This is a genomic window from Achromobacter veterisilvae, assembly GCF_900496975.1.
In the GTDB taxonomy this organism is placed as follows: Bacteria; Pseudomonadota; Gammaproteobacteria; order Burkholderiales; family Burkholderiaceae_B; genus Achromobacter; species Achromobacter veterisilvae.
Window position 1 is genome coordinate 224,867 of the sequence record NZ_UFQC01000004.1, and the last position, 20,092, is coordinate 244,958.

At 67.5% G+C, this 20,092-nt stretch carries 19 protein-coding genes; 13 read left to right on the top strand and 6 right to left on the bottom strand.

Annotation, left to right across the window (positions count from 1 at the left end; genetic code table 11):
• Positions 1-14: 14 nt before the first annotated feature.
• Entirely contained in the window at positions 15-1,355 is a 1,341-nt protein-coding gene (locus tag AVE30378_RS05410; protein ID WP_129239742.1) for a replication-associated recombination protein A, read from the bottom strand.
• Positions 1,356-1,410: 55 nt separating this feature from the next.
• Positions 1,411-2,202, bottom strand: a complete 792-nt coding sequence (locus AVE30378_RS05415; protein ID WP_129239743.1) for a deaminated glutathione amidase — start codon at positions 2,200-2,202, stop codon at positions 1,411-1,413.
• Between the two features lie 156 nt (positions 2,203-2,358).
• Between AVE30378_RS05415 and AVE30378_RS05420 the strand changes: the two genes are divergently transcribed.
• The 9 genes from AVE30378_RS05420 to AVE30378_RS05460 all read left to right on the top strand — a co-directional run bounded on the left by AVE30378_RS05420 (position 2,359) and on the right by AVE30378_RS05460 (position 12,228).
• Complete coding sequence (locus AVE30378_RS05420; RefSeq protein ID WP_129239744.1) at positions 2,359-3,627, top strand: amino acid deaminase; 1,269 nt, start codon at positions 2,359-2,361, stop codon at positions 3,625-3,627.
• Positions 3,628-3,696: 69 nt separating this feature from the next.
• On the top strand, positions 3,697-5,256 hold the full coding sequence (locus AVE30378_RS05425) for an ABC transporter substrate-binding protein (RefSeq protein WP_129239745.1): 1,560 nt from the start codon (positions 3,697-3,699) through the stop codon (positions 5,254-5,256).
• Positions 5,257-5,464: 208 nt separating this feature from the next.
• Positions 5,465-6,406 (top strand): ABC transporter permease, encoded by a 942-nt coding sequence (locus AVE30378_RS05430; RefSeq protein WP_129239746.1) that lies wholly within the window; start codon positions 5,465-5,467, stop codon positions 6,404-6,406.
• A gap of 123 nt (positions 6,407-6,529) precedes the next feature.
• The gene (locus AVE30378_RS05435) at positions 6,530-7,399 is read left to right on the top strand and encodes an ABC transporter permease (protein ID WP_129239747.1); all 870 of its coding nucleotides are present in this window, start codon (positions 6,530-6,532) and stop codon (positions 7,397-7,399) included.
• 2 nt (positions 7,400-7,401) lie between these two features.
• Positions 7,402-8,409: an ABC transporter ATP-binding protein gene (locus AVE30378_RS05440; RefSeq protein WP_129239748.1), complete on the top strand. Its 1,008-nt coding sequence runs from the start codon at positions 7,402-7,404 to the stop codon at positions 8,407-8,409.
• The gene (locus tag AVE30378_RS05445; protein ID WP_129239749.1) at positions 8,406-9,407 is read left to right on the top strand and encodes an ABC transporter ATP-binding protein; all 1,002 of its coding nucleotides are present in this window, start codon (positions 8,406-8,408) and stop codon (positions 9,405-9,407) included. The genes AVE30378_RS05440 and AVE30378_RS05445 overlap by 4 nt, the downstream gene beginning before the upstream one ends.
• Before the next feature lie 13 nt (positions 9,408-9,420).
• Positions 9,421-10,293, top strand: a complete 873-nt coding sequence (locus tag AVE30378_RS05450; protein WP_129239750.1) for a MurR/RpiR family transcriptional regulator — start codon at positions 9,421-9,423, stop codon at positions 10,291-10,293.
• Between the two features lie 14 nt (positions 10,294-10,307).
• Positions 10,308-11,762, top strand: coding sequence for an N-acyl-D-amino-acid deacylase family protein (locus AVE30378_RS05455; RefSeq protein ID WP_129239751.1), 1,455 nt, complete (start codon positions 10,308-10,310; stop codon positions 11,760-11,762).
• A gap of 43 nt (positions 11,763-11,805) precedes the next feature.
• The gene (locus tag AVE30378_RS05460; RefSeq protein WP_129239752.1) at positions 11,806-12,228 is read left to right on the top strand and encodes a RidA family protein; all 423 of its coding nucleotides are present in this window, start codon (positions 11,806-11,808) and stop codon (positions 12,226-12,228) included.
• A 144-nt stretch (positions 12,229-12,372) separates the two neighbouring features.
• On the opposite strand, the gene lolA is transcribed toward AVE30378_RS05460, so the two are convergent.
• Both lolA and AVE30378_RS05470 read right to left on the bottom strand, forming a co-directional pair.
• Positions 12,373-12,996, bottom strand: coding sequence for an outer membrane lipoprotein chaperone LolA (gene lolA / locus AVE30378_RS05465; RefSeq protein ID WP_129239753.1), 624 nt, complete (start codon positions 12,994-12,996; stop codon positions 12,373-12,375).
• Positions 12,996-15,374 (bottom strand): DNA translocase FtsK, encoded by a 2,379-nt coding sequence (locus AVE30378_RS05470; protein ID WP_129239754.1) that lies wholly within the window; start codon positions 15,372-15,374, stop codon positions 12,996-12,998. The genes lolA and AVE30378_RS05470 overlap by 1 nt, the downstream gene beginning before the upstream one ends.
• A 42-nt stretch (positions 15,375-15,416) precedes the next feature.
• Between AVE30378_RS05470 and trxB the strand changes: the two genes are divergently transcribed.
• Genes trxB through AVE30378_RS05485 form a run of 3 tightly spaced genes read left to right on the top strand, consistent with a single transcriptional unit; the run spans position 15,417 to position 17,369 of the window.
• The gene (gene trxB / locus AVE30378_RS05475; RefSeq protein WP_129239755.1) at positions 15,417-16,376 is read left to right on the top strand and encodes a thioredoxin-disulfide reductase; all 960 of its coding nucleotides are present in this window, start codon (positions 15,417-15,419) and stop codon (positions 16,374-16,376) included.
• Positions 16,363-17,043, top strand: a complete 681-nt coding sequence (locus tag AVE30378_RS05480) for a Smr/MutS family protein (RefSeq protein ID WP_129239756.1) — start codon at positions 16,363-16,365, stop codon at positions 17,041-17,043. Before trxB ends, AVE30378_RS05480 begins: the two co-directional genes overlap by 14 nt.
• On the top strand, positions 17,040-17,369 hold the full coding sequence (locus AVE30378_RS05485; protein WP_129239757.1) for a DMT family transporter: 330 nt from the start codon (positions 17,040-17,042) through the stop codon (positions 17,367-17,369). The genes AVE30378_RS05480 and AVE30378_RS05485 overlap by 4 nt, the downstream gene beginning before the upstream one ends.
• A 37-nt stretch (positions 17,370-17,406) precedes the next feature.
• On the opposite strand, the gene AVE30378_RS05490 is transcribed toward AVE30378_RS05485, so the two are convergent.
• Positions 17,407-19,497, bottom strand: coding sequence for a sodium:solute symporter family protein (locus AVE30378_RS05490; protein WP_129239758.1), 2,091 nt, complete (start codon positions 19,495-19,497; stop codon positions 17,407-17,409).
• Positions 19,497-19,775: a DUF4212 domain-containing protein gene (locus AVE30378_RS05495; protein ID WP_129239759.1), complete on the bottom strand. Its 279-nt coding sequence runs from the start codon at positions 19,773-19,775 to the stop codon at positions 19,497-19,499. Before AVE30378_RS05495 ends, AVE30378_RS05490 begins: the two co-directional genes overlap by 1 nt.
• A gap of 7 nt (positions 19,776-19,782) precedes the next feature.
• On the opposite strand from AVE30378_RS05495, the gene AVE30378_RS05500 reads away from it, so the two are divergent.
• Positions 19,783-19,995 carry a hypothetical protein gene (locus tag AVE30378_RS05500; protein ID WP_129239760.1) on the top strand — a complete coding sequence of 71 codons (213 nt, stop codon included), beginning with the start codon at positions 19,783-19,785 and terminating at the stop codon, positions 19,993-19,995.
• Positions 19,996-20,092: the final 97 nt, after the last annotated feature.

The window sequence follows — 20,092 nt, forward strand, 5'->3', positions numbered from 1 at the left end:
ACGGGCGCGGCCCGTTACCGTTTCCTGGCACGTTCCTGCGCGTCCAGCTCGCGCAGGAATGCCAGCTTTTGCTGGATTTTAGCCTCCAGGCCGCGATCGGTCGGCCGATAGAAGGAGGGATTCAGTCCATCCGGAAAATATTGCTCGGCGGCGGCGTAGCCGTGGGGCTCGTCGTGCGCGTAGCGGTAGGCCTTGCCGTGGCCCAGTTGCTTCATCAATTTGGTGGGCGCGTTGCGCAGGTGGATGGGCACCGGCGCGCTGCCGTGCTCGGCCGCGAATTTGCGCGCCTGGTTGTAGGCGTTGTAGACGGCGTTCGATTTGGCCGCGCAGGCCATGTAGACCACGGCCTGCGCCAGCGCGAGCTCGCCTTCCGGCGAGCCCAGGCGCTCGTAGATGTCGGCGCCGTTCACGGCCAGGTCCGTGGCGCGGGGATCGGCCAGGCCGATGTCCTCCACCGCCATGCGCACCAGGCGGCGCGACAGGTACTTCGGGTCCGCGCCGCCGTCGATCATGCGGCAGAACCAGTACAGCGCGGCATCGGGGTTGGAGCCGCGCACCGATTTGTGCAGGGCGCTGATCTGGTCGTAGAACGCGTCGCCGCCCTTGTCGAAGCGGCGCAGGTTCTGCGACAGCGAGATTTCCAGCCAGGCCGCGTCCACCGTGTCGCGGCCGGCCGACTGCGCGGATTCCGCCACCACTTCGACCGCGCTGATGAGGCGGCGCGCGTCGCCGTCGGCCCAGGCCGCCAGTTGCTCGCGCGCATCGGCGTCGATGCGGATGATCTCGCCCTCGTCCCGCCCGTCGTTCAAGGCCTGCTCGGCCCGGTCGACCAGCAGTTGCAGCTCTTCGGGCGTCAACGATTGCAGCACGTAGACCCGCGCCCGCGACAGCAGCGCCGAGTTGACCTCGAACGAGGGATTCTCGGTGGTGGCGCCGATGAAGGTGAACAGCCCGCTTTCCACATAGGGCAGGAAGGCATCCTGCTGCGCCTTGTTGAAGCGGTGGACCTCGTCGACGAAGAGAATGGTGCGGCGTCCCTGCCCTTGCGCCACCTGGGCCACCGTCACGGCGTCGCGGATGTCCTTGACCCCGCCCAGCACCGCCGAGATGGCGATGAACTGGGCGTCGAAGCCATCGGCCATCAAGCGGGCCAGCGTGGTCTTGCCCACGCCGGGGGGCCCCCAGAAGATCATGGAATGCGGCCGGCCCGATTCGAAAGCGACGCGCAGCGGCTTGTCCGGACCCAGCAGGTGCGACTGCCCGACCACGTCGGACAAGGTGCGCGGGCGCAGCCGTTCGGCCAGGGGAACATAGGGCCGATGCGCGGGATCGGCCGCGAAGAGATCGTTGCTCATTGGCAGCAGATGGGGGGAGACAGCAAGTAAATCAAGTCAGTATTACACCATGCCGCTAGCCCAGCCGCGGCGGCGCGAAGCGGCGGTTGGCCAGCACCGGCAGCACCTTGCGCGCATGGGCCAGGCGTTCGGGGTCGATATCGGCGAACACCAGCGCCGGCGCCTCGCCCGCCCGGGCCGTCACCACGCCCAGCGGATCCACGACCATGCTGCAGCCGATGTTGCGCTCGCCGCATTCGCCCGTGGCCGCCACATAGCAGGTGTTCTCCAGCGCGCGGGCCGTGACCAGCACTTCCCAGTGCTTTTCCTTCAGCGGGCCGCGGACCCAGGCGGCCGGCAGCACCAGCAGGTCGGCGCCGTCCAGCGCCAGGCGGCCCGCCAGTTCCGGGAAGCGCACGTCGTAGCAGGTCATCAGGCCGACCCGCAGTCCTCCGATGTCGAGCAAGGGCGGGATGTCGTTGCCGGCCGTGACGTTGGTGGACTCCTTCATGGTGAAGGCGTCGTACAGGTGCAGCTTGCGGTACTGCGACAGGATCTGGCCGTCGCGCAGCGTGACCAGCGTATTCCAGACCCGGCCCTCGCCCGTCGGGACGTGGACGCACATCATCGTCGACAAGGAGGATCCCCGGCTGGCTTCCAGCAGCCGGCTCATGAAGGGACCGTCCAGCGGCTGCGCGGCCTTCAGGACGATCTGCGGATCGGTGATGTCGCGCGCCAGGATGCCCTCGGGCAGGACCAGCAGGCCGGCCCCGCCGGCGCGGGCGCGTTCCATCAGGTCGATGCAGACCTGTGCGTTTTCTTCCCAGACGCGGCTGACGGCGAACTGGCCCAGGGCAACTTTCAGCATGGCGCTTTCCTCGTGTAGGTGGTTTTCACCATTGTCGCGCCATCCGCGAACCTATGCTGACTACGGGAAACTCCTAGCTGCCGCCTGTAAATTTCTTTCAGGATAATGTCTAAAACCATATTTCAAAGTAAATATTTTCCAAAATAGGCGCCCGCCATGACGACTTCCTCCTCCCCCGCCGCCGCCCTGGACCCGAACGGCAAAGGCCTGGGCGCCTTTCCCGAATCCTGTACCACCTCGGGCGTGGCGGCGCTGCAGTGGAACCTGCTGCGCGAGGACGTGAGCCTGCCCGTGGCGGTGCTGTACGAAGCCCGGGTGCGCCACAACCTGCAATGGATGCAGCGTTTCATGGAAGCGTACCGGGTCAAGCTGGCGCCCCACGGCAAGACCACCATGAGCCCAGCCCTGTTCAAGCGCCAGATCGACAACGGCGCCTGGGGCATCACGCTGGCCACCGCGCCGCAGGTGCAGGCCGCCTACCGGCACGGCATCCGGCGGGTCCTGATGGCGAACCAACTGGTGGGCCGCGCCAACATGGCGATCATTGCCCAGCTCTTGCGCGACCCGGCCTTCACCTTCTTCTGCATCGTGGACTCGCCCGCCAACGCCGCCCAGTTGGGCGCCTACTTCGGCGACCAGGGCCTGGTCCTGCCGGTGCTGATCGAACTGGGCCCCGCCGGCGGGCGCACGGGCGTGCGCGACGACGCGCAGCTACAGGCGGTGGCCGAGGAAATCGGCCGCTGGCCGGGCCTGGCGCTGGCCGGCATCGAGGTCTACGAAGGCGTGCTGCAGGAAGAAGGCGCCATCCGCGCCTTCCTGCGCCGCGCCACGGACGCGCTGCGCGGCCTGGCCGCCGCCGGCCGCCTGCGCAAGAGCGGCCCGGCGCTGATCTCGGGCGCCGGCTCCGCCTGGTTCGACGTGGTCGCCGAGGAATTCTCGCAGCTCGACATCGGCGCGCCGCTGGAAATCGTGCTGCGCCCGGGCTGCTACCTGTCGCACGACGTGGGCATCTACCGGTCGGCGGCCGAACGCATCAATGCGCACAATCCCGTCGCCCGGAAAATGGAGCCCGGGCTGCAACCCGCTCTTCAGGTCTGGGCCTATGTGCAATCGCTGCCCGAGCCGGGCCGCGCCATCGTCGCGCTGGGCAAGCGCGACGCCGCGTTCGACGCCGGCCTGCCCACGCCCGCGCTGCTGTACCGCCCGGGCGGCCAGGCTCCCGGCGCGGCGCCCGCGCACTGGAAGCTCACGGCCATGATGGACCAGCACGCCTTCATGCAGATCGGCGAAGGCGACGACATCCAGGTCGGCGACATGATCGCCTTCGACATTTCCCACCCCTGCCTGACCTTCGACAAGTGGCGCCAGGTGCTGCTGGTGGACGAGCAGTACCGCGTTATCGACGTGGCCGAAACCTTCTTCTGACCCCCGCCCCCCGGCGCGATCCCGACTTACCCACGCGACATCCGTTTTTGACCCTCTGGAGAGAGAATCATGAACTTCCGCACCTCCCGGCGAGGCGGTGGGCTCAATAGCCTGCTGCTGGCCGGCGCAATTGGCTTGACCGCATTGTCGACCCCCGCCCTCTGTGCCGCGCCCGTCAAGGGAGGCACGATCTCGGTCGCCACCATCGGCGAACCGCCGACGCTGGATCCGATGACCAGCACGGCCGACCTGGTGGGCATCCTGACGCAGCATTTCTTCGAAACGCTGTATACCTTCGACGCCAAGTGGAACCTGACGCCGCTGCTGGCCGACAAGCTGCCCGAGGTCTCGCCCGACGGGCTGACCTACACGATCCCGCTGCGCCAGGGCATTACCTTCCACGACGGCTCCAAGATGGATTCGTCGGACGTGCTGGCCTCGCTGAAGCGCTGGACCGAGACCGCCACGCGCGGCAAGATGGCCGCCAAGATCATCGCCGGCATGGAAGCGCCGGACGCCAACACGATCCGCATCACGCTCAAGCAGCCCTACGCGCCCCTGACCGCCCTGCTGGCGATGAACAATAGCGCCGCCGTCATCATGCCCAAGGGCAAGATCGCCCCGACGCTGGCCGAGTTCGTCGGCACCGGGCCCTATCAATTGAAGGCGCGCGTACCCGACCAGTACATCCAACTGGTCCGCTTCGAAGGATACAAGCAGCGCGAAGGCGAGCCGGACGGCTACGGCGGCGCGCGCAAGCAGTACCTGGACGAAATCCGTTTCGTTCCGGTGAGCAACGCCAACACCCGCGTCGAAAGCGCGGTGGCCGGGCAGTTCGACTATGTCGACTCCCTGCCGGTGGAATCCCTGCCCAAGCTCAAGAACGGCCGCTCCGATCCGGTGATGCTCAAGCCTTTCGGCTGGCCGCGGCTGGTGCTCAACACCAAGCAGGGCATCATGTCCAACCAGGCGGTCCGCCAGGCCGTGCAACTGGCGCTCAATGAAGAGGACATGCTCTACGCCGCGTTCGGCGACAAGAACTTCTACAAGCTCAACGGCGACCTGTATCCCGAGGGCTACCCCTGGGCCACGTCCCTGGGCGGCAAGGTCTACAACAAGGCCGACGCCGCCGCGGCGAAGAAACTGGTGGACGGCGCCAACGTCCAGGACCGCAAGATCCGCATCCTGACCAGCCAGCAGTACGAATTCCACTACAAGATGGCGCTGGTGGCCGCCGAATACCTGAAGGCCGCCGGGTTCACCGTCGACATGCAGGTGGTGGACTGGGCCACCCTGACCCAGCGCCGCCAGGATCCGGCCGTCTGGGACATCTTCATTACCCACAGCCCCTTCCTGCCCGAACCCGCGCTGATCGATTTCCCGTCCAAGGACGCGCCGGGCTGGTGGGACACGCCGCGCCGCAACCAGGTGCTGGACGCCTTCAACCAGGCCAGCTCCCAGGAAGAGCGCGTGAAGCGCTGGGCCGACGTGCAGCAGGCCGTGTACGACGAAGTGCCTTTCATCAAGGTCGGCGACTTCAACGCGCAGGCCGCGCGCTCGCCGTCGCTGCAAGGCACCAAGGCCGTGCCGTGGCCGTTCTTCTGGAACGCGTGGAAGTCCGCCAAGTAGGATGGGTGGAGCGCGGGAGTTCTTAAGGAAGAACTCAGGTATCCAGCGCGCGAAACCCATGCGGCCGTGGGCAGACGGTGCCCTGCGGCGGCCGGAAAACACGCTCTTGCGGCAGCATGGGTTTCGCGCGTTCAGCACCTGGGTTCTTACCTAGGGACTGCCGCGCTCCACCCATCCTACGCCCCGAATATTTTCTAGGACACTCATCGTGTTGCGTTATCTCTTGAACCGGCTGGTCGGGCTGGTGGCCGTGATGTTCATCGTCGCGACCATCGTGTTCGTGATCATCCGCGTCACGCCCGGCGACCCCGCCGCCGTGATGCTGGGCCCCCAGGCCAGCCAGCAGGACATCGCGGCGCTGCGCGCGCAACTGGGGCTGGACCGGCCGCTGGCCGTGCAGTACCTGTCATGGCTGGGCAAGCTCGCCCAGGGCGACCTGGGCCAGTCCATCTTCATGAACAAGCCCGTGCTGGCGGCGCTGGCCGACCGGGCCGAGCCCACCCTCCTGCTGACGCTCATGTCGCTCCTGATCGCCAGCGCCATCGCCCTGCCGGTGGGCATTCTTTCCGCGGTCAAGCGCGGCACCACGCTGGACCAGTCGGTGCTGTCGTTCTCGATGTTCACCTCCAGCGTGCCGAGCTTCTGGCTGGGGCTGCTGCTGATGCAGCTATTCTCGGTGAAGCTGGGATGGCTGCCGGTGGCCGGCTACGGCGGCCCGGACGCGTCGCTGGCCACCCGCCTGTCGCACCTGATCCTGCCCGCCGTGGTGCTGGGCCTGGTGAATTCGGCGCTGATCACCCGCTTCATCCGCGCCAGCATGCTGGACGTGCTGCGCGACGACTACGTCCGCACCGCGCGCGCCAAGGGCCTGCCGGAAAGCAAGGTGATCCTGAAGCATGCCGTGCGCAACGCGCTGATCCCCATCCTGACCGTGCTGGGCCTGACCACCGCCCTGCTGATCAGCGGCGCCGTCGTCACGGAAACGGTGTTCGGCCTGCCCGGCGTGGGCAGCCTGGTGGTGTCGGCGGTGCTGCGCCGCGACTACCCCGTCATCCAGGGCGCGCTGCTGATCATCGCGGCCATCTATGTCCTGATCAATCTGTTCATCGACCTCCTGTATCTGCTGGTCGACCCTCGGGTGCGCTACTGATGATGATGAGGCCCACCCCCGAAGCGCCTGCGGCGCTTCCCCCTCAAGGGGGCGCCGCCTGCGGCCCGGCAAAGCCGGCTCCGCGCGGCCCCGATTCGATGCACCGGAAGTGGAGCAACTGAAATGACAAGCGCAACGACTGTAAGTGCCGGCGTCGACCGCTGGCAGGTGCTGCGCCTGCTGGTGTCGCGCAAGACCGTGCTGATCAGCCTGGTCGTGATCGCCGTGCTGGTGGCCGCCGCGCTGCTGGCGCCGTGGATCAGCCCCTACGATCCGTTCAAGCTGTCCATCATGAACCGGTTGAAGTCGCCGGGCGCCGCGCACTGGTTCGGCACCGACGACTTCGGGCGCGACGTGTTCAGCCGCGTCATCTACGGCGGCCGCCTGTCGCTGATGGTGGGCTTTTCCGTGGTGATCCTGTCCAGCGTGCTGGGCATCGCGCTGGGCCTGGTCGCCGGCTTCTTCCGGTCGGCGGACAAGTTCGTGTCGCGGCTGATCGACGCCATGATGGCCTTCCCCGACATTCTGCTGGCGATCTCGCTGGTGGCGGCGCTGGGGCCCTCGCTGATCAACGTGGTGATCGCGCTGGGCATCGTCTACACGCCGCGCCTGGCCCGCATCGTGCGCGCCTCGACGCTGGTGATCCGCGAACTGCCCTTCGTGGAAGCGGCCCGCGCGCTCGGCGTGCCCACCTGGCGCATCGTCACCGTGCACGTGCTGCGCAACCTGGTGTCGCCCATCCTGGTGCAGGGCACGTTCATCTTCGCCTACGCGATCCTGGCCGAAGCCGGCCTGTCGTTCCTCGGCGTCGGCGTGTCGCCCGACATCCCGACCTGGGGCACCATGATCAACGCCGGCCAGCAGTACATGGGGTCGGCCGACTGGATCATGATCTTCCCCGGCATCGCCATCGTGCTGTCCGTGCTGTCGCTGCAACTGGTGGGCGACGGGCTGCGCGACGTACTCGACCCGCGCCTGCGCAAGGAACTGTGATCATGACCGCAAGCACCCGAGACATCGTGCTGTCCGTGGAAGGGCTCAAGACCTGGTTCCACAGCCGCGACGGCATCGCCAAGTCCGTGGACGGCGTCACCTTCGACCTGGCCCGCGGCGAAACGCTGGCCATCGTGGGCGAATCCGGCTCCGGCAAGTCCGTGACCAGCCTGTCCATCATGGGCCTGCTGCCCAAGCCGGCGGGCCGCATCGAAGGCGGCAGGATCCTGTTCCGCGACCGCCAGGGCGCGCAGCACGACCTGGCCCAGGCCTCGCCGGCCACGCTGCGCCGCATCCGGGGCGCCGAGATCGCCATGATCTTCCAGGAGCCCATGACCAGCCTGAACCCGCTGTACACGGTGGGCGACCAGATCGCCGAAGCCGTGCTGCAGCACGAAGGCGGATCCCATGCCGCGGCGATCCGGCGCGCCCGCGACATGCTGGAGCGCGTGGAGATCCCGGCCGCCGACCGCCGCGTCAACGAATACCCGCACCAGATGTCGGGAGGCATGCGGCAGCGCGTGATGATCGCGCTGGCGCTGGCCTGCAACCCGGCCGTGCTGATCGCCGACGAGCCCACCACCGCGCTGGACGTGACCGTGCAGGCGCAGATCCTGGACCTGCTGCGCCGGCTGCAGGCCGAAATGAACATGAGCATCCTGTTCATCACGCACAACCTGGGCGTGGTGGCCGAGATCGCGCATCGGGTGGCGGTGATGTACGCGGGACGCGTGGTGGAGGACGCGGGCGTCTATGACCTGTTCGAAAAGCCCACGCACCCCTACACCCGCGGCCTGCTTTCCTGTCTCCCCACCGCCGCCCTGCTGGCCTCGGGCGAGCGCCTGCGCGCCATTCCCGGCAACGTGCCCAGCGTGCTGTCGCTACCGGCGGGCTGCACTTTCGCGCCGCGCTGCCCGCTGGCCGCCAGCGACTGCCTTGCCGCCGTGCCCGAACTCGTGCCGGTGCAGGCCGAACACCGCGCGCGCTGCATCAAGGTGAACCCGATATGACGAACAGACCCGCCCCCATCCGCGCCGAAGCGCCGCTGGTCCGGATCCAGGACCTGAAAGTCCATTTCCCCACGTCGCAGTCGCGCAACGCGCCCGTGGTGCGGGCGGTGGACGGCGTCAGCTTCGACGTGCCGCGCAACACCATCGTCGGCCTGGTCGGCGAATCCGGCTCGGGCAAGACCACCACGGGGCGCGCGCTGCTGCGCCTGTTCGCCCCGACCGCCGGCCGCATCCTGTTCGACGGGCAGGACATCACCACGCTGTCCGAAAAACAGATGCTGCCGTGGCGCCGCCGCATGCAGATCGTGTTCCAGGACCCCTACGCCAGCCTCAATCCCCGCATGACCGTGGCCGAGATCCTGGGCGAGGCGCTGGACACCCACAAGCTCGCGCAGCACCGGCGTTCGGCCCGCATCGGCGAGCTGCTGGAGCGCGTGGGCCTGAACGCCGACCACGCCCGCCGCTATCCGCACGAGTTCTCGGGCGGCCAGCGCCAGCGCATCGGCATCGCCCGCGCGCTGGCGGTGGAGCCGGACTTCATCGTGGCCGACGAACCGGTGTCCGCGCTGGACGTGTCGGTGCAGGCGCAGGTGCTGAACCTGCTGCAGGACCTGCAGCGCGACCTGGGCCTGACCATGCTGTTCGTGGCCCACGACCTGGCCGTGGTGGACTACCTGTGCGACGAAGTCGTGGTGATGTACCTGGGCCGCGTCATGGAGAGCGGCCCCACCCGCGAGGTATACGCCCGCCCCAGGCATCCCTATACCCGCGCGCTGCTGTCCGCCGCGCCCGTGCCGGATCCGCGCGCCCCGCGTTCGCGTATCCTGCTCAAGGGCGACATCCCCAGCCCGGTCAATCCGCCCTCCGGCTGCGTGTTCCGCACCCGCTGCCCGCATGCGATCGAGGCCTGCGGGACGACCGTAGCGCAGGCCGTCAGCGTCGGCCCGGGCCACTACGCGGCCTGTTCGCGCCTAGACGCCCCCGAACTGGCCCAGTAACCCAGGAATCCCCATGAACATCATCCGCGACATCGTCTTCCAGATACGCAGTCGGCGGGACGCGTTGAGCGTGACCGAACGCAAGGTCGCCGACGCCATCCTGGACGACATCATCTGGAGCGCCAGCGCCACCGTCGACCAGCTCGCCGCCAAGGCCGGCGTCAGCATCGCCACCATCTCGCGCTTTGCCCGCACCGTCGGCTGCGACGACACGCGGGACCTGAAGATGAAGCTGGCGCAAGCCAGCACGGTGGGCAGCCGGTTCCTGGACCCGGGCGCGTCCGCCGATGAAAGCACTTTCTACGCGCGCATCTACGCCGACATCGAAAGCACGCTGCGCGCGCACCTGCCCGTCTTCACCGAACCGCTGTTCGAGACCGCCGCCGCCGCCCTGGACAGCGCCCGCATGATCTATGTGTTCGGCATGGGCGGCGCCTCCGCCGTGCTGGCGCAGGAAGTCCAGTCCCGCCTGGTGCGGCTGGGCTACCCCATCGCCGTGTACAGCGACGCCGTGCTGCTGCGCATGGTCGCCGCCACCCTGGACGAGCGCGACGCCGTGCTGGTGCTGTCGGCCTCCGGCCTGACGCCCGAAATCGTGGGCGCGGCGCGCATCGTGAAGCAGTACCGCGCGCGCCTCGTCGCCGTCACGGACGCGACCTCCGAACTGGCCAAGCTGGCCGACGTGGTGCTGCCGATCCGGACGGACGAAACGGACTTCATCTACAAACCCTCGGCCTCGCGCTACGCGATGATGCTTGCGATCGACCTGCTCTCGACGGAGCTGGCCATGCTGAACCAAGAGGAAAACCGCGAACGCCTGCGCCGCATCAAGCTGGCGCTGGACGAACACCGCGGCGGCCCGAACCGCTTGCCGCTGGGCGATTGAACCTGGAACACGAGATGTACGACACCCTCATAGGCAACGTGCTGGTCCTGGACGGCACCGGCGGCGCCGAGTACCGCGCCAGCGTCGCGCTGGACGGCGGCCGCATCGCCGCCATCGGCGAGCTGCCCGGCGCGGCGGCGCGCCAGGCCATCGACGGCGCCGGCCTGGCGCTGGCGCCCGGCTTCATCGATGTGCACACCCACGACGACACCAACGTCATCCGCACCCCGGGCATGCTGCCCAAGCTGTCCCAGGGCGTGACCACGGTGGTGGTCGGCAACTGCGGCATCAGCGCATCGCCCGTCGCCCTGCGCGGCGAGCCGCCGGACCCGATGAACCTGCTGGGCGGGCGGGAAGACTTCAGCTACCCCACGTTCGCGGACTACACGCGCGCCATCGAGGCGGCGCGGCCGGCGGTGAACGTGGCGGCGCTGGTGGGCCACACCGCGCTGCGCAGCAACCACATGGACCGCCTGGACCGGCCCGCCACGCGCGACGAAGTCCTGGCGATGCGCGCCCAATTGCGCGACGCGCTGGCCCATGGCGCCATCGGCCTGAGCACCGGGCTGGCCTATGCCTCCGCCTTCGAGGCGGACACGGACGAAGTCAAGCTGCTGGCCGAAGCGCTGGACGAGTTCGGCGCGCTCTACACCACGCACCTGCGCTCGGAATTCGCCGCCATCCTGGAAGCCATGCAGGAAGCCTTCGACATCGCCCGGCATGCGCGCGTGCCGGTCGTGGTGTCGCACCTGAAATGCGCCGGCGCCGGCAACTGGGGCCGCACCCGGGAAGTGCTTTCCACGCTGGAGACCGCGGGCCGCCTGCAGCACGTGGGCTGCGACTGCTATCCGTACTCCGCCAGTTCTTCCACGCTGGACCTGAAGCAGGTCACGGACGAATTCGACATCGACATCACCTGGTCCGTGCCCCATCCGGAGCAGGCCCGCCGCAAGCTGGCCGCCATCGCCGCCGACTGGGGAGTGAGCCTGATGGAAGCCGCCGCTCGCCTGCAGCCGGCGGGCGCCGTGTACCACAACATGCACGAGGACGACGTGCGCCGCGTGCTGTCGCACCGCCTGACGATGGTGGGTTCCGACGGCCTGCCCAACGACCCCATGCCGCATCCCCGCCTCTGGGGCGCCTTCCCGCGCGTGCTGGGCCACTACAGCCGCGAGGTGGGCCTGTTCCCACTGGCCGAGGCGGTGCACAAGATGACGGGGCTGTCCGCCGCCCGCTTCGGCCTGGCCGAACGCGGCCTGGTGCGCGAGGGCTACCACGCGGACCTGGTGCTGTTCGATCCGGCCACCGTCATCGACCGCGCCACCTTCGCCGCCCCGGTGCAGACCGCCGCGGGCATCGAGGCGGTCTGGGTCAATGGCGCGCTGTCGTACCGCCACGGCCAGCCCACCGGCGACCGCGCCGGCCGCTGGCTGCCGCGCAACGGCGACCTGCGGAAGAACTTCCTGTGACCGGCCCCCTTCCGAATTCATCCCCTCTTCCAAGGAATCTCCCATGACCACCATTCCCACTCCCGACAAGAACGGCATTACGCGCTACGGCGTCGCAGGCGGCACGGGCCAGGGCGGTTCGCACATGCCGTTCGCCCGCGCGGTCGCGGCCGACGGCTGGCTGCACGTGTCCGGCCAGGTGCCGATGGAAAACGGGGAAGTCATCGAAGGCGGCATCGTCGCCCAGAGCCGCAAGGCCATCGAGCAGGTGCTGGCCATCCTGAAGGAAGCGGGCTACGGGCCCGAACACGTCGTGCGCTGCGGCGTATGGCTGGACGACGCGCGCGATTTCGCGTCGTTCAACAAGGTGTTCAGGGAATATTTCGGCGAGAATCCCCCGGCCCGCGCCTGCGTGCAGTCGTCGCTGGTGGTGGACGCGAAGGTCGAGGTCGACTGTATCGCTTATAAAGGGAACTCACGTGTCTGACACCCCATGAGATGCCCCTGCAAATTGCAGAGCCTCTCCTCGGGTGTCAGACACAGACGCGGCGCAGGTGTCTGACACCCCCACGAACCGCCCGTGCAGATTGCAGCGCATCTCCCCGGGTGTCAGACACCCCCGGGAGAAATCCTACATCCTCACCACATCCACACCCTTGGGCGCGACGAATTCGAATTCCTTCGCGGAAAGCTGCGGGTTGGCGGCGATGCCGGACAGGTCCACCCGGGTGGTCTGTCCGAACGAATCCAGCAGTTCCACACGCACCGGCAGATTGTCCTTCATGCCGATATCGACCCGCGAGAAACCCGCGTCGGCGGTGCGCGGCTTGGCGCGCAGCCATTCGACCCCGTCCTTGGCTGGCAGGGCCGACACCTCGAACGACTGCTCCAGCGAGCCCGAACCGAACAGGATCGCCGCAGGCGAAGTGCCGATGGCGGCGTCCACCTTGCGTTCCGTCACCTGGGCCAAGTCCGGATCGAACTGGAATACCTTGCGGCCGTCGGAAACGACGAGCTGTTCATAGGGCTTCTGCACCGCCCACTTGAATTTGCCGGGACGCTGGAACGAAAACACGCCCGTCTGGGCCGGCTGCGTGCGGCCCTGGTTGTTCACCGTGTACTGCGAGAACGAGCCGGTGGCGGCCGTGACCGTGGCGACGAACGCGCGCAATTGCTCCTGCGCGCTGGCGGCCAGCGCCACGGCGGGCGCCAGGGTCAAGGCCGCGACGGCGGCCAGTCGGCGAAACGTCTTCATCAGGCTTCCTCTCGGGCGGCCGCCGCGGGGACCAGGATATCGCGGTTGCCATTGGACTGCATCGCCGACACCATACCCGATTGCTCCATCTGCTCCAGTAACCGCGCCGCACGGTTGTAACCAATCCGCAGGTGGCGCTGCACAAGCGAAATGGAGGCGCGGCGGTGCTTGAGCACCACTTCGCAGGCCTGGTCGTACATCGGATCGGACTCGGCGTCGCCGCCGATTCCGGTGACGCTGCTGGCGCCTTCGCCGTCGCCGTCCAGCCCGCCTTCCAGCAGGCCTTCGATGTAGTTGGGCTCGCCCTGCGCCTTCAGGCTTTCCACCACGCGGTGCACTTCATCGTCGCCCACGAAGGCGCCGTGCACGCGCACCGGCAGGCCGGTGCCCGGCGGCATGTAGAGCATGTCGCCCTGGCCCAGCAGCGTTTCCGCGCCCATCTGGTCGAGAATGGTGCGCGAGTCGATCTTGGACGACACCTGGAACGCGATGCGCGTCGGGATGTTGGCCTTGATCAGGCCGGTGATGACGTCCACGCTGGGGCGCTGCGTGGCCAGGATCAGGTGGATGCCGGCGGCGCGCGCCTTCTGCGCCAGGCGGGCGATCAGTTCTTCGATCTTCTTGCCCACGACCATCATCAGGTCGGCCAGCTCGTCGATGACCACCACGATGGTGGGCAGCGGCGCCAGGGGCTCGGGCTGGTCGGGGGTCAGCGAGAACGGGTTCGGGATCGGCTCCTCGCGCTTGATCGCGTCGCGGATCTTGGCGTTGTAGCCGGCCAGGTTGCGCACGCCCATCTTGCTCATCAGGCGGTAGCGCTTTTCCATTTCGCCCACGCACCAGTTCAGCGCGTTGGACGCCTGGCGCATGTCGGTGACGACCGGCGCCAGCAGGTGCGGGATGCCTTCGTAGACGCTCATTTCCAGCATCTTCGGATCGATCAGGATCACGCGGGTATGGGACGCGTCCGCCTTGTACAGCAGGGACAGGATCATGGCGTTGATCCCGACGGACTTGCCCGAGCCGGTCGTGCCCGCCACCAGCAGGTGGGGCATCTTGGCCAGGTCGGCCACCACCGGGTTGCCCGCGATGTCCTTGCCCAGCGCCATCGTCACGACGGAATGGCTGGCGTGGTAGGTCTGCGAACCCAGGATCTCGGACAGGCGCACCATCTGGCGGCGCGGGTTCGGGAGTTCCAGCCCCATCAGGTTCTTGCCGGGAATGGTTTCCACCACCCGGATGCTGACCAGGCTCAGCGCGCGCGCCAGGTCCTTGGCCAGATTGACGATCTGGCTGCCCTTCACGCCGGTGGCCGGCTCGATTTCGTAGCGCGTGATGACCGGGCCGGCCTGCGCCGCCACCACCGTGACGGACACGCCGAAGTCGGCCAGTTTCTTTTCGATCAGGCGCGACGTGAATTCGATGGTTTCGGCCGACACCGTTTCCTGGTTGGCCAGCGGCGGATCCAGCAGGCTGATGGCCGGCAGGTCGCCCTCGGCGCCGCCCGACGGCGCGAAGAACAGCGATTGCTGCTTTTCCTTTTCGACGCGTTCGGACTTGGGAACGACGGTGATGGCGGGTTCGATCCGCACCGGCTGGTCGTGGACCAGCTTTTCCTGCTTGGCCACGACCTGTTCGGTGCGCACGGCCTTGGCCACCTCGCCGACCTTGCGGTCTTCGCGGGCGGCGTAGGAATTGCGGACGCGGCGCACCAGGCCTTCCAGCCATGCGCCCACTCGTTCGGCGACGGACAGCCACGAGAACGAGAAGAACAGGCTCAGCCCGATGGCCAGCATGACCAGGAAGGCCAGCGTGCTGCCGGTGAACCCGATGCTGCGGCCGATGAGATCGGCCAGCGTGTGGCCGATGACGCCGCCCGCGCCGCTGGCGGTTTCCGACGCCCCCGGCAGGTGCGTGCCGCGGCTGGCCAGGCGCAAGGCCTCCATGCCCAGGGAACCCACCAGCAGCAGGAAGAAACCGATGCCCTCTTCCCAGTGGACGCGGGGCAACACTTCCGGTTGTTTACTATTGGTTACTCGAAGATGGCTGGCCAGGCGGCGATATCCCGCGCGCACCCGATGCAGCAGCAGGACGACCCACCACCAGGCCGAAAAACCGAAGAGATACAGGAGGATGTCCGCCAGATAGGCGCCCAGGGTCCCGCCGCGGTTGTGGATGACGCCGGCGGGGACGGAGTGCGACCAGCCTGGATCGGCCGGGCTCCAGGTGGCGAGCACCAGGGTGAGCCACGCCGCCAGGGCGGCGAAGAGGATCCAGCGGGCTTCGCGCAGCAACGCGGAAAGGCGCGTCTGCAGGGGCGAGGGCCCGTTTCGGGTATTGCGCGAAGCGCGCGGAGAAGCAGTCGAGATACGCGGCATGCGGCTCATTATAATTGGGCGTTAACCTAAAGATACCCGCCCATGTCCACGCCTACGCACGCTAAAGTTTTGATACTCGGTTCCGGCCCCGCCGGTTACACGGCGGCCGTCTATGCGGCACGCGCCAATCTGAGCCCTGTTCTTGTTACAGGTCTGGCCCAAGGCGGCCAGCTCATGACCACCACGGACGTCGACAATTGGCCGGCGGACGCGGATGGCGTGCAGGGCCCGGACCTGATGCAGCGCTTCCAGAAGCATGCCGAACGCTTCAACACCGAAATGCTCTTCGACCACATCGCCAAGGTTGATTTGTCCAAGCGGCCGTTCACCCTCACCGGAGACACCGGCAAGGTCTATACCTGCGACGCCCTGATCATCGCCACGGGCGCCTCGGCCAAGTACCTCGGCCTGCCCTCGGAACAATCCTTCATGGGCCGCGGCGTGTCGGGCTGCGCCACCTGCGACGGCTTCTTCTACCGCAACCAGGACGTGGTCGTGGTGGGCGGCGGCAATACCGCCGTGGAAGAAGCGCTGTACCTGTCCAACATCTGCCGCAAGGTCACCCTGATCCACCGCCGCGACAAATTCCGCGCCGAACCCATCCTGGTCGACAAGCTGATGGGCAAGGTCGAAAACGGCAACATGGAACTGAAGCTGTTCCATACGCTCGACGAAGTGCTGGGCGACGACAGCGGCGTTACCGGCGTGCGCGTACGCCACGTGGACACCGGCGCCACCGAGGACATGCCGGTCACCGGCGCGTTCATCGCCATCGGCCACCAGCCCAACACCGAGATATTCCAGGGCCAACTGGAAATGAAGGACGGCTACATCGTCACCAAGAGCGGCCTGTCCGGCCTGGCCACGATGACCTCCGTCCCGGGCGTGTTCGCGGCCGGCGACGTCCAGGACCACGTCTACCGCCAGGCCATCACCAGCGCCGGCACGGGCTGCATGGCGGCGCTGGACGCACAACGGTGGCTGGAGAATGCGGGGCAGTAAGGTCGGCCTGGCCGACCTGAAACGCCTGAAGAAAGACCTTCAGGCCGAGCAAGAGCGCGCCGCCCTCGCCCAGCGGGTGGCGGCGCTGAAGAAGACGGCGCCCGCGCCCGATTCCGACCCCGCCGACGACATGGCCGCCTTCCGGCGCACCATGAAGTCCGTGCAGCCGATCAAGCAGGCCGCGCGCGTGGAGCACAAGCCGGCGGCACAGCCCGCCCCGGCGCTGCGCCGCGCCAACGCGCTGGGCGAAACGCCCAGCCGCGCCGACGCCGGGGTCTCCGACGGCGGCGAAATCACGCACCTGCTGTCCGAAGGCGGCACCGCCTTCGTGCGCGGCGACGCGGCGCCCGACACCGCGCGCAATCTGCGCCGCGGCCAGTGGCGCGCCGGCGCGGAACTGGACCTGCACGGCCTGCGCGTGGAACAGGCCCGCCATGCCCTGCTGTCGTTCCTGGACGAGTGCCTGGAACACGGCATCCGCTGCGTGCGCGTCGTGCACGGCAAGGGCTACGGCTCGCAGGGGCTGGAACCGGTGCTGAAAGACAAGGCGCGCACCTGGCTCGTGCAGAAGAACGACGTGCTGGCGTTTTCCGAGGCGCCCGAACGCGAAGGCGGCGCGGGCGCCCTGCTGGTGCTCCTGCGGCAATCGGAAGGAACCCGCAAATGAAATGGCTCTACCTGGGCGTGGCGATCGTCGCCGAAATCTTCGCGACCAGCGCGCTCAAGGGGTCCGAGGGCTTCACCCGCCTGGTGCCATCCATCGTCACGGTGTCCGGCTACCTGATCTCGTTCTATTTCCTGTCGTTGACGCTGCGCGAGATCCCCGTGGGCATCGCGTACGCCATCTGGTCCGGCGTCGGCATCGTGCTGATCTCCATCGTCGGCGCGGTGTTCTTCAAGCAGCACCTGGATACGCCGGCGCTGATCGGCATCGGCCTCATCATCGCCGGCGTCGTGGTGATGAACGTGTTCTCGAAATCGGTCGCGCACTGAGCCGCGGCCTGTCCGCTTCCATAGCGGCCGCGCGCCCCTAGGCGTTTTCGCCCTGGGGCCGGGCCTCGCCCGGACTGCGCAGATAGTCCACCAGCGCCAGCGTCGCCCGGTCGGGCGGGGGCGTCAGCAGGGACACGACGATGATGGTCAGGAAAGCCACCGGCGCGCCGAACACGCCCGCCGCGATCGGCTGGATGCCCCACCACAGGTCCACCGGCTGAGTACGGGACACGCCCAGCACCCATTCGCGCAGCCACGGATGCGTGTGCGTCATGTAGGCGAACGTCACCGCCAGCCCGGCCGCCATGCCCAGGGTCGCCCCCCATTTGTTGGCGCGCCGCCAGAACACGCCCATGACCAGCGCCGGGAAGAACGACGAGGCGGCGAAGGAAAACGCCGCCGACACCATGAAGAGAATGTCCGCGGGCTTGCGCGCCGCCACCCAGGCCGCCCCGAACGCGACCACCAGCAGCAGTATCTTGGACACCATCACGCGGCGCGCCGCCGACATGCGCGGCGACACCACCCGGTACCACATGTCGTGCGACAGGGAATTGGACAGGGTCAGCAGCAGGCCGTCGGCGGTGGACAGCGCCGCGGCCAGCCCGCCCGCCGCCACCAGGCCGGAGATCACGTAGGGCAGCCCGCCGATCTCCGGCATGGCCAGCACCACCACGTCCGCGCCCATGCTGATCTCGCTCAGTTGCACGATGCCGTCGCGGTTGACGTCGGTGACGTCCAGCAGGTTGCTGTCGACCGCGCTCCAGGCGTGCACCCAGTTGGGCAGGCTGAGGAAGCTGGATCCCACCACCTGCGTATAGACCTCGTACTTCACCAGCAGCGCCAGCGCGGGCGCCATGAAATACAACAGCAGGATGAACAGCAGCGACCAGCACACCGACCGGCGCGCCTCGATGACCGACGGCGTGGTGTAGGAGCGCATGAGGATGTGCGGCATGCCCGCGGTGCCCAGCATCAGGCAGAGCACCAGCGCCAGGAAATTGACGCGCATATTGCGCCGCTCTTCGGGATCCTTGGCGGGAAAGGGCTCCGCGTGCGGCGTGGGCGGCGCGGCCCGCGCCTCGAAAGAGGCCTTCGACTGCGACCACGCGATGCGCGCTTCTTCCACGTTGACGGGGTAGCCGGCCAGTTCGCGCTCGGCGGACCGGATCTCGACCATGGGCGCGTCGCTGGCGTTCAACTGGGCCAGCCGGCTGCGCAACTTGTCCTTTTCCAGGGCCCAGGATTCGGGCAGGGCCGCCACCCGGCGCGCCATTTCGTCGGCGTGCTGCTGCCACAGCCGGCGCACCTCGATTTCGGAGGGGTCGTTCTGCAGGTACACCTCCTTCTCGGTCACCTGCTGGAGCACGACGCCCGCCGAGATCTGCGGCACCGGCACGTTGGTGTGCTTGATCGACAGCCAGATCACCGGCACCAGGTAGGCGATGACCAGGATGATGTACTGGCCCACCTGCGTCCACGTGACGGCGCGCATGCCGCCCAGGAACGAACAGACCAGCATCCCGCCGAGCGCGACGAAGATGCCCAGTTCGAACGAAATGCCGGTCATTCGCGTGGTGATGATGCCCACCCCGTAGATCTGCGCCACCAGGTAGGTGAAGGAGCAGAGGATGGCGCACGCCACGCCCGCCAGGCGCGGCATGTTGCCGCCATAGCGCGCGCCCATGAAGTCGGGAATGGTGTATTGGCCGAAGCGGCGCAGATAGGGCGCCAGCAGCATCGCCACCAGCACGTAGCCGCCGGTCCAGCCCATGATGTAGGCGAGCCCGCCATAGCCCGTCAGGTACAGCGTGCCGGCCACGCCGATGAAGGAAGCCACCGACATCCAGTCGGCGGCCGTGGCCATGCCGTTGTAGACGGCGGGCACGCGGCGGCCGGCCACGTAGTACTCCTCCTGGTCCGAGGTGCGGCAGACGATGCCGATGCCCGCGTACAGGCTCACCGTGACCAGCAGAAACACATAGCCGATCCAGTTGCGCGGCATGCCCAGGATCTCGGCCAGCGCCATCAGCAGGATCATCAGCGCGAAGCCCGCCGTGTACAGCACGTAGATCCGCCGCAGCCGGACTCGGAATTGCTGGGGTGTGTCTCCGCTGAAAAACGGCATCAGCGGTTCTCCCCGGCCTCGTCGGCGCGCTCATCGGCGCGATTCATGATCCGGGCGTAGACGGCGATGATGATGAGATAGGCCAGCGGCGCGCCGTAGGCGGCCATCCAGAAGGCAAAGGGCCAGCCTATGAAGTCGAAGACCAGGCTGCGGGCGAAATACGAGGGGACGAACGTCAGCGCCGCCCAGACGGCGGCCAGCAACAGGATCAGCCGCAGATTGCGGCGCCAATAGGGAGTCGATGCGGGTTTGGGATGTGAAAGGCGCGATTCCGGCATAGCTAGGATGAGCGTGGCCCTACCTAAATATCGCGAAACGCGGCGCTTGAAAAGCCCCTGCGGAAGCAATGCCGGCTTTTTATGCGACAACGGCTGGCACTACCAGGTGCCAGCCGCTGTGCGTTTTGCTTTTTTTCTGGGTACTGCCTACTTTTTTTATGTACCGGTGCCGCCGGTATTTGCCCATGCAGGGCTTTGTCTCCTCACCTGCATGGGATGAGATTCTGCACCAGATGCGGGATCGTCACACTAGGGGAATGCCCTAAGACGGAGCATTCATTTACATATTCTCTGCACCATATAAGTGCATTTTGGGT

What these genes read in the sequence shown, in the direction of transcription:
- AVE30378_RS05410 (WP_129239742.1), bottom strand. Translation starts at nt 1,355, where the DNA reads ATGAGCAACGATCTCTTCGCGGCCGATCCCGCGCATCGGCCCTATGTT.
- AVE30378_RS05415 (WP_129239743.1), bottom strand. Translation starts at nt 2,202, where the DNA reads ATGCTGAAAGTTGCCCTGGGCCAGTTCGCCGTCAGCCGCGTCTGGGAA.
- AVE30378_RS05420 (WP_129239744.1), top strand. Translation starts at nt 2,359, where the DNA reads ATGACGACTTCCTCCTCCCCCGCCGCCGCCCTGGACCCGAACGGCAAA.
- AVE30378_RS05425 (WP_129239745.1), top strand. Translation starts at nt 3,697, where the DNA reads ATGAACTTCCGCACCTCCCGGCGAGGCGGTGGGCTCAATAGCCTGCTG.
- AVE30378_RS05435 (WP_129239747.1), top strand. Translation starts at nt 6,530, where the DNA reads ATGACAAGCGCAACGACTGTAAGTGCCGGCGTCGACCGCTGGCAGGTG.
- AVE30378_RS05440 (WP_129239748.1), top strand. Translation starts at nt 7,402, where the DNA reads ATGACCGCAAGCACCCGAGACATCGTGCTGTCCGTGGAAGGGCTCAAG.
- AVE30378_RS05445 (WP_129239749.1), top strand. Translation starts at nt 8,406, where the DNA reads ATGACGAACAGACCCGCCCCCATCCGCGCCGAAGCGCCGCTGGTCCGG.
- AVE30378_RS05450 (WP_129239750.1), top strand. Translation starts at nt 9,421, where the DNA reads ATGAACATCATCCGCGACATCGTCTTCCAGATACGCAGTCGGCGGGAC.
- AVE30378_RS05455 (WP_129239751.1), top strand. Translation starts at nt 10,308, where the DNA reads ATGTACGACACCCTCATAGGCAACGTGCTGGTCCTGGACGGCACCGGC.
- AVE30378_RS05460 (WP_129239752.1), top strand. Translation starts at nt 11,806, where the DNA reads ATGACCACCATTCCCACTCCCGACAAGAACGGCATTACGCGCTACGGC.
- lolA (WP_129239753.1), bottom strand. Translation starts at nt 12,996, where the DNA reads ATGAAGACGTTTCGCCGACTGGCCGCCGTCGCGGCCTTGACCCTGGCG.
- AVE30378_RS05470 (WP_129239754.1), bottom strand. Translation starts at nt 15,374, where the DNA reads ATGCCGCGTATCTCGACTGCTTCTCCGCGCGCTTCGCGCAATACCCGA.
- trxB (WP_129239755.1), top strand. Translation starts at nt 15,417, where the DNA reads ATGTCCACGCCTACGCACGCTAAAGTTTTGATACTCGGTTCCGGCCCC.
- AVE30378_RS05480 (WP_129239756.1), top strand. Translation starts at nt 16,363, where the DNA reads ATGCGGGGCAGTAAGGTCGGCCTGGCCGACCTGAAACGCCTGAAGAAA.
- AVE30378_RS05485 (WP_129239757.1), top strand. Translation starts at nt 17,040, where the DNA reads ATGAAATGGCTCTACCTGGGCGTGGCGATCGTCGCCGAAATCTTCGCG.
- AVE30378_RS05490 (WP_129239758.1), bottom strand. Translation starts at nt 19,497, where the DNA reads ATGCCGTTTTTCAGCGGAGACACACCCCAGCAATTCCGAGTCCGGCTG.
- AVE30378_RS05495 (WP_129239759.1), bottom strand. Translation starts at nt 19,775, where the DNA reads ATGCCGGAATCGCGCCTTTCACATCCCAAACCCGCATCGACTCCCTAT.
- AVE30378_RS05500 (WP_129239760.1), top strand. Translation starts at nt 19,783, where the DNA reads ATGAGCGTGGCCCTACCTAAATATCGCGAAACGCGGCGCTTGAAAAGC.